This is a genomic window from Staphylococcus sp. 510 (assembly GCF_057219715.1).
In genome coordinates this window covers 1-5,266 of sequence record NZ_JBXVVK010000030.1, presented here as the reverse complement: position 1 = coordinate 5,266, position 5,266 = coordinate 1, and the positions used below count along the sequence as shown (strand labels likewise).

The 5,266-nt window shown below is 32.1% G+C and carries 6 protein-coding genes; 3 read left to right on the top strand and 3 right to left on the bottom strand.

Annotated features, from left to right (window positions below):
- Positions 1–39 precede the first annotated feature (39 nt).
- The gene (gene fni / locus AC2D8K_RS12290) at positions 40–1,089 is read right to left on the bottom strand and encodes a type 2 isopentenyl-diphosphate Delta-isomerase (RefSeq protein WP_002450255.1); all 1,050 of its coding nucleotides are present in this window, start codon (positions 1,087–1,089) and stop codon (positions 40–42) included.
- Positions 1,090–1,091: 2 nt separating this feature from the next.
- Positions 1,092–2,081, bottom strand: coding sequence for a magnesium/cobalt transporter CorA (gene corA, locus AC2D8K_RS12285; RefSeq protein WP_484698794.1), 990 nt, complete (start codon positions 2,079–2,081; stop codon positions 1,092–1,094).
- A gap of 115 nt (positions 2,082–2,196) precedes the next feature.
- On the opposite strand from corA, the gene AC2D8K_RS12280 reads away from it, so the two are divergent.
- Positions 2,197–2,682 (top strand): thioesterase family protein, encoded by a 486-nt coding sequence (locus AC2D8K_RS12280; RefSeq protein WP_002450253.1) that lies wholly within the window; start codon positions 2,197–2,199, stop codon positions 2,680–2,682.
- The gene (locus AC2D8K_RS12275; protein WP_002450252.1) at positions 2,679–3,077 is read left to right on the top strand and encodes a hypothetical protein; all 399 of its coding nucleotides are present in this window, start codon (positions 2,679–2,681) and stop codon (positions 3,075–3,077) included. Before AC2D8K_RS12280 ends, AC2D8K_RS12275 begins: the two co-directional genes overlap by 4 nt.
- A gap of 47 nt (positions 3,078–3,124) precedes the next feature.
- Here AC2D8K_RS12275 and AC2D8K_RS12270 read toward each other — a convergent pair whose 3' ends face one another.
- Positions 3,125–4,027: an alpha/beta hydrolase fold domain-containing protein gene (locus AC2D8K_RS12270; RefSeq protein WP_037551723.1), complete on the bottom strand. Its 903-nt coding sequence runs from the start codon at positions 4,025–4,027 to the stop codon at positions 3,125–3,127.
- Between the two features lie 228 nt (positions 4,028–4,255).
- Here AC2D8K_RS12270 and AC2D8K_RS12265 point away from each other — a divergent pair, with 228 nt between their 5' ends.
- Positions 4,256–4,894, top strand: coding sequence for a hypothetical protein (locus AC2D8K_RS12265; RefSeq protein ID WP_002450250.1), 639 nt, complete (start codon positions 4,256–4,258; stop codon positions 4,892–4,894).
- The last annotated feature ends 372 nt before the right edge of the window (positions 4,895–5,266 follow it).

The window sequence follows — 5,266 nt, the reverse complement described above, 5'->3', positions numbered from 1 at the left end:
GCTCATGTCTTACGTACGGGCTTATTTAATTTGATTCAGTTAACCTCTTTGGATATCTAAACCACGTTGCTCAATCCAAGATAACAATTCAGTATTAAATATCATATCTTTATGGGTTAATTCATTGATATCTTTAGCATCTAGCATTGTCATTATTTTCTTCATATGATCTAAAAATGATTCAACGTATTCAATCGTTTGTGTTATACCGGCCTGCTCAACTTGATTTAAGAACGGACGCGACATACCTACTGCTTTCGCACCTAGCGCTAAACATTTCACAGCATCTAATGGGGTACGTAAACCTCCACTCGCAAAGACATTCAGTTTATCTTGAAAATCAGAACTTTCTAATAGTGATTCAACTGTTGATTGTCCCCAATTAGATAAATAGTCCATATCTTTATTTGAACGTCTCTCGTTTTCAATATCTACGAAATTGGTTCCACCACGTCCACTGACATCGACGTATGTAACACCAACGTTAAGCAGTGATTTATATGTCTCTTTACTCATACCAAATCCTACTTCTTTCACAATCACTGGTACATTTACTGCTTTAACAATTGCTTCGATATTTTCCATCCAATTAGCAAACTCACGATTACCTTCAGGCATCACTAATTCTTGTGGTGAGTTAACATGAATCTGTAGTGCCTGTGCATCTAATAATTCAACAGCTTTAACTGCTTTGTCTACAGGTACATCAGCACCAACATTACTAAAGATAACACCGTCTGGATTCGTTTCTCGAACAATCGTAAATGATTCTGCCATTTTAGGGTTTCGTAATGCAGCATGTGTTGAGCCTACCGCCATTGCAAGCCCCGTTTCACGTGCAACAATCGCTAATTTTTCATTAATTTGTTTTGTCCATTCACTACCACCCGTCATGGCATTAATATAAACTGGGTATTTCATATTAAACTCGGACGTCTTAGTTGTTAAATCTACATCATCTACATCAATATTTGGAATCGAATGATGAACAAACCTCACTTTATCAAAATCAGATAATGTAGCATCATGTTGAGCCATCGCTATTTCAACATGTTCATTTTTTCTTTGCTCTCTCTGAAAGTCACTCATTACTATACCGCCTTTTCCAAATGATTCATTTTATAATTACAAGGTTTAAAACCATTTTTTCTTTTGAAGAAGATAATTAAAATAATTGATATGATTAGCATGACAAATAGACAAATAAAGTAGCCATAATGCCAATTTAATTCTGGCATGTACGCAAAGTTCATGCCGTAGATACCTGCAATAAAAGTTAAAGGTGAAAATATTACAGATACTAATGTTAAGATTTGCATAATATTATTCATTCTAAATGAAGTATAGGATTCGTAATTTTCACGTATTTCATTTGTCATTTCTTGAGATGTACGAATTACATTACGTTGTTTAATTAAATGGTCATCAATATGTTGTATGTACATAGAATGCTTTGTATCGATAATTAACTTACCTTCACTTTTAATCGTATCTACCAATTCTTGCATTGGGAATAACACTCGCTTTATTTTAATCAAATCAGAACGTAGTTGGAATACATTATCCATTACGCTTTTACTATAGCGATCATCTACATGTCTGTCCTCAAATGTATATACCTTATCTTCAATGTCATAAACAAAATTAAAATATTTATCTACCATGCTATCTAATATATGTATCACTATATCCGCACAGTCCAAATCAGAAACATGATGTTTTTGATTATCTTGAACTACTTTTTTAAGTGATTCAAAGCGTTTATGATGATATGTTACCAATGTATTACCTTGCAAGAAAACATTTAAAGCAATAGCAGCATAATCATGTGTTAATATACTGTGAAAAACAATATATTGATAGTCTTCACATTCCTTGTATTTCGCACGAGGAATGCCATTAATCGCATCATCGATTTCTAAATAGTTAAAGTCAAAATGATTTCTTAAAAATTCATTTTCTTTCTCTGTAGCATCTTCAAAATCATACCAAACAATTGTCGCTTTACTTGGAACATCTTCTATGCGACTCACCTCAGTTAAAGGTTGGGTAGTTGTTTGGTATCGAATGGTCATCGTCATCTCTTTACCCCCTGATAAGCAATTTTTTTTTATTTTATCATGAATTGAATTACGTGTATGTCTTAATTTAATTTAGTAAAATAAGTATCAAGCAAACAATAAAGGAGTAATAGTCATGTCTCAAACATTTACTGTAAGTAAAACAGTGACAGAAGATTTTATCGATCACAATAATCATATGCATGATGCATACTATAATATCATTTTTAGTGATGTCATTGATGATTTTAATTATAGTCACGGTCTTTCTTTAGATGAACGTGCACAATATGAATACACAACATTTACAATTGAAGAACATACTAGCTTTTTATCAGAACTAACATTAAATGAACAATATTACGTTGAATTATATATTTATGATTACGATTATAAACGCGTTCATTTCTTTTTAAGAATGATTCGTCAAGATGGTGAAGTTGCTGCAACCAATGAAGTCATGATGATGGGAATCGACCAAAACAAGCGCCGTTCTGCCGCGTTTCCAGAAGATTATTATCAACAAATTGAGCGCTATGCTCAACAAGAACAACAAACAATTGAATGGCCTAAGCAATTAGGCCATCGTATTGGTATTCCTCATAAGGGGGATCAATCATGAGTGAATCTATCCGCTATACCATCCAAAACGAATTACTAGATTTGTATGATGATGTCAAAGTAGGACTAAGTGACTTAAACGAACAAAAAGCGTTGACTATCAATGGTCCTGCTTCCAAGTTATTCAAACGTGCGACACGTATGAGTTTTATACAAGGACAAAAACAAGCCATAGATGAAATGAATCAATTACTTGAAACATATGACGAAGATGAACAATTCCTTGAACACTATAATCAATTAGCAAGTCGTATAAGAAATGATAATATTGAAAAAGTCTTTTCATTTAGTAATTTGACTGATATTCCGAGTCACTTTGAGGAAACAATAGCTGATCTTTACTTTTCAAAGGGACAAAATTTCATTATCAAACATATCAATTCTATTATGGAATAAACAAAAACGATGAACAACACAGATTGTTGCTCATCGTTTTTCTTATATTAATTATTATTAAGTGCTTTGGTAATTTGTTTAATCACTTTATGTGATTCTCGTATTGGATACAGTGGGAAATCATGAACCATTCTTGGATATTCATAGAACGTAATTTCTTGACCCATCATTTCTAATTTTTCTTTAAATAAATGCATATCTGGATTAATCATTTCTCTTCCACCACCAAACATATAAACAGGTGGTAAGCCTTCTATTGGACCATATATTGGAGATACACGTTTATCTGTGAGAGGCACACCTTCTGCCCAACGTTTCATAATCTCATTGACACCGAAACGACTAATTAATATATCTTTCCCTAAAAGTTCATCTGTGATGTCTTTGTTTGATAATGTAGCATCTAATAATGGTGAAATTAAATATAATTGGCGTGGTACTGGTTCATTATTTTCGATGAGCGTTTGAACTAAATTCAATGCCAGTGCGCCACCAGATCCATCACCCATCACAATAATATGTTCAGCACCTACTTCATCCACGAGTTGATTATAGACATCTCTCACTGCTTTTTCTGAATCTTCAATATGATAGTCTGGTGCTTTAGGATAAATAGGTAACACCACTTCATGTATGGTAGATAATGTTAACTTATCAATAAATCTCCAATGAAATGGTGAAGGTTGTAACGTATTATAACCACCATGTAAATACAATATTTTTCTTTTTGACTCGTGTCTAAAGTTAAATCTAAATACCTGCATATCCCCTAACATCAGTTTATCTAAATTCGCTTTAACATTTAGTGTAGAGGGTTGTTTATGTTTTTTTTCATTTTCAATTTGTCTTTTTTCAAAAAACTTATCCACTGCTTCATCATTGTCGAAAAATATTGAACGATTGTGCAGAATATACTTGTTTACCACTCGGTTCATGAATCGATTCTTCATAAATAACTAAACCTACCTCTTTGCAATTTTTAATATTAAAAAACAATTTGATTAAAAACCTACATTCGTAACTTAAAAAGGGATATAATTTAAAGTATATTTTAATTTAGTCATGAATTTCATTTTATAAATTGTCTAATTTTTATTGTCTTTGATTATTCATTATTATAACAAAATAAGACTGGAAATGATAAATAAAGATATGACTATTTTCAAGGAGGCAGCATTATGACTAATCAACAAAGAAGATTAGAAAACTTTGATGATGCATTTCAAAATGAACCAATGCATCGCGGTAAACAATATGGTAAGAAAAAACGCTCTTGGGTAAGTATGATCATTCAATTTATCGTACTTGTACTAACAGCAATTACAGGTTATAGCATGTACAATCAACCAATCTTTAACATTGTATTTGCTAAACAAACCATCGATTTCCATCAACTTAAAAATTTCCAAGATACTGTAACTCAAGTTGGTAATATTAATATCAATTTAGGTAATATAGACCAACTACAACAATCCATTGACCGCTTATTATTGGTCTTTTACGCCTTTTTCGCTTTATGTATTATTAGTATGATTTTATCTATATTAACGATTATCTTTAATCGAAGTGCTTTAAAAGTTATTAACATGTTATTCTTGGCTATTATGTTAGTTATTACAATGTATTTTAGTTATATTATTCATACCTTAGCTGAAAAAATAGCAGATTCATTTAAACAATATTATTTATCAGTATCACCGGATCAAGTTGTGACTGAAGCTGATGCCATCCATAATGCGTTAATTTTATTAGCATGCAGTATTGGATTGTTAATCATTAGTTTATTCTTTAGAAATAGAAGAATTCGTATTAAATAATTATAAAGTGCCATTGGAGCCATCTGATTAGATGTGTACCCCGATAGCACTTTTTATTTTAAAATCTTTAAAATACTACTATAACAAACTTCGTTTCCCTTTTCGGTTCGCCTTAGTTTTCCTAAGGCATAAGTGGGAGTGGGACAGAAATAATATTTTCTTAAAATTTATTTCGTTGTCCCACCCCGGCAAGGTTGACTAGAAATGAAAAAGCTTGGTACAAGCGTATCTTCATTTCAGTCAACTACTGCCTAAATATGAATGTAACTTGAAATATAAATTTATGTCCCAGCCTGACTAATCAAAACCACCCGTGTGAACGGGTGGTTTGTTCTTCGGCTATAAGCCTCTCTTACTGGCCAGCCCTAAAAA

Coding starts and splice junctions, on each gene's coding strand:
- AC2D8K_RS12270 (WP_037551723.1), bottom strand. CDS start 4,027: ATGAAGAATCGATTCATGAACCGAGTGGTAAACAAGTATATTCTGCAC.
- fni (WP_002450255.1), bottom strand. CDS start 1,089: ATGAGTGACTTTCAGAGAGAGCAAAGAAAAAATGAACATGTTGAAATA.
- corA (WP_484698794.1), bottom strand. CDS start 2,081: ATGACGATGACCATTCGATACCAAACAACTACCCAACCTTTAACTGAG.
- AC2D8K_RS12280 (WP_002450253.1), top strand. CDS start 2,197: ATGTCTCAAACATTTACTGTAAGTAAAACAGTGACAGAAGATTTTATC.
- AC2D8K_RS12275 (WP_002450252.1), top strand. CDS start 2,679: ATGAGTGAATCTATCCGCTATACCATCCAAAACGAATTACTAGATTTG.
- AC2D8K_RS12265 (WP_002450250.1), top strand. CDS start 4,256: ATGACTAATCAACAAAGAAGATTAGAAAACTTTGATGATGCATTTCAA.